The organism is Bifidobacterium sp. POST2/T3 (B1), assembly GCF_058197115.1.
Window position 1 is genome coordinate 1 of the sequence record NZ_JBVPQK010000459.1, and the last position, 2,017, is coordinate 2,017.

The 2,017-nt window shown below is 60.3% G+C and carries 2 protein-coding genes; one reads left to right on the top strand and one right to left on the bottom strand.

Annotated features, from left to right (window positions below):
• Nucleotides 1-272: ABC transporter substrate-binding protein (locus AC0AP0_RS12765; protein ID WP_490430759.1), on the bottom strand; the 272-nt coding region annotated here is incomplete at its 3' end.
• A 320-nt stretch (nucleotides 273-592) separates the two neighbouring features.
• Here AC0AP0_RS12765 and AC0AP0_RS12770 point away from each other — a divergent pair.
• Nucleotides 593-1,597, top strand: a complete 1,005-nt coding sequence (locus tag AC0AP0_RS12770; protein ID WP_181414853.1) for a LacI family DNA-binding transcriptional regulator — start codon at nucleotides 593-595, stop codon at nucleotides 1,595-1,597.
• Nucleotides 1,598-2,017: the final 420 nt, after the last annotated feature.

The following is a 2,017-nucleotide window of genomic DNA, read 5'->3' on the forward strand; positions in this document are numbered from 1 at the left end:
GCTCCCGCCTGGGCCGTCGGCAGGATGGTCAGCTTCAGGCCGGCCTTGTCGAAGTAGCCCAGATGCCGGGCCACGTAAATGCCCACATGATTGGTGTTGGGCGTCCAATCCAGCATGAAGGAGAGCTTGGAGCCGTCATCGGCCTTGTCATCTGCCCCCTTGGCCCCGCAGGCTGCGCTTGTAGCTACCATGCAGAGCGCAGCTGCCAGGGCGAGCGCCCGTACAATCAGTCTGTGGCCGGGAATTCTCCTGAAGCCACTATTCTCCGACATGCTCATCAATGTCACCTTGCCTCTCCGGCACCTCTGGTGCCCATCCGCATCGGGGCCGCTACGGGAAGGTGAGGAGCCCGCGCGACGATCCGGTACGGTCTTGACCGATGGAATTCTGCGATGTGTGCCACGGCTGCTGCCACCAGCCGCGCGAACAAGACCACTCTAGTCCAACCCAGGCGGTTCTGCCTCGCTGTGGTGAAAGGTTGCATCATTTGCCCTTATACTGGAAACTCACGAGAGGTTTGTGCGGGCCGACCGATGTTGGCCTCGTCCAGAGCAAGACATCCGATTTCGGTAGGGTTCGACGGAGGGTTCCCATGTCGGTGACCATCAATGATGTGGCCAAGCAGGCGGGCATGTCCGTATCCACGGTCTCCCAGGCGCTCAACGACAAGGGGCGCATCTCTCCACCCACCAAGGACAGGGTCCGCAGGGCGGCCATGGAGCTGGGCTACATCCCCGACAGCCGAGCCCGTTCCATGCGATCCTCGCGCTCGCATGCCGTAGGTCTGCTGGTCCCCGATATTCGCAACCCTTATTTCTCCGAGTTGGTCTACGCCGTCCAGGACCAGCTCTACTCGGCAGGCTACGCGCCCCTGATTGGCGTGTCCTCTTGCCAGGCCAGCAGAGAGGAGGACTATTACCGGATCCTTCTGTCTCGGCATATGGACGGTGTTCTGGTCGTGCCTGACGGGCCCACATCGCCCATGCTGCGCACCATGTTGGCAAGGGAATTCCCTGTGGTCTTCGTGGATCGTCCTGACCGGGCTCTGCCTGGTGTCCCTCTAGTGGATTCTGACCCGGTGCCCGGCCTGGATGCGGCCCTGGACGCTCTGGCAACAAGGGGATGCAGACGAGTGGCCTTCGTTCCGGGCCCCGAGAGCCGCTCCTATACCTTCCGCGAGCGCGAGCAGGCTTTTCTGGACGGTGTGGATGCCCGTCAGGGGCTGACGGGATTGGTGGTCCGCCAAGGGTTCGAGGATCGCCACCGGGCAGCCGCGACCATGCGTCGCCTGCTCGGCCAAGGGGTGGACGCCGTTATCTTCGGATACTCGGCCGATGCCATCAAGGCCCTCGCCATGGAGTGGGACGGTGACCAGCGCTCGCGTGTGCCCCTGGTCTCCTTCGACGATCTGGAGGTCTTTCAGCTGATCAGTCCCCAGGTTTCGGTCATCTCCCAACAGGTGGATCGCATGGGCCGCCAGGGCGTTGACATGCTCCTGTCCATGATTGAGCCGGGGCGGCAGGCTCCAGAGGGCATGAGCGTGGATCGCCGTCTGCGCACCCAAACCCTCTTTGTGCCCCGGGGTCTGTTGGCTTAGGTCTGTTTTGTTTGATGCGGGGGTCGGTGCTAGACAAAATCTGCGCGTGTCGGGCGGCTGTGCCATCCGTGTAAATGACCTCTACTGGTCTTTCGGCCATTTGCCGCCTTTGTCCAGACCCCACTATTTGTGACTCAGTTCACAAAACACGGGAATTACTAAATGTAGGAAACGAATCATCCTCAGGCACTACATATGGTGGTCACGACGTGATAGAGTGAATCCTGTCAGCAAAAATGACATCCATGTGATTCGCCGTTCCCAATATGGAATTTGGGAACGCCAAAGCAACTGCACATGAACAACCGTATGAGGAGTGACGATGGATACTGAGGTCATGACTGATAGCGTGAAGGAGCGTGGCATTTCGGATCGCGATGCTGTCGATGGCATTCTGGTCGAGAAGCGCGACGGCCGGAT

What these genes read in the sequence shown, in the direction of transcription:
- AC0AP0_RS12770 (WP_181414853.1), top strand. Translation starts at nt 593, where the DNA reads ATGTCGGTGACCATCAATGATGTGGCCAAGCAGGCGGGCATGTCCGTA.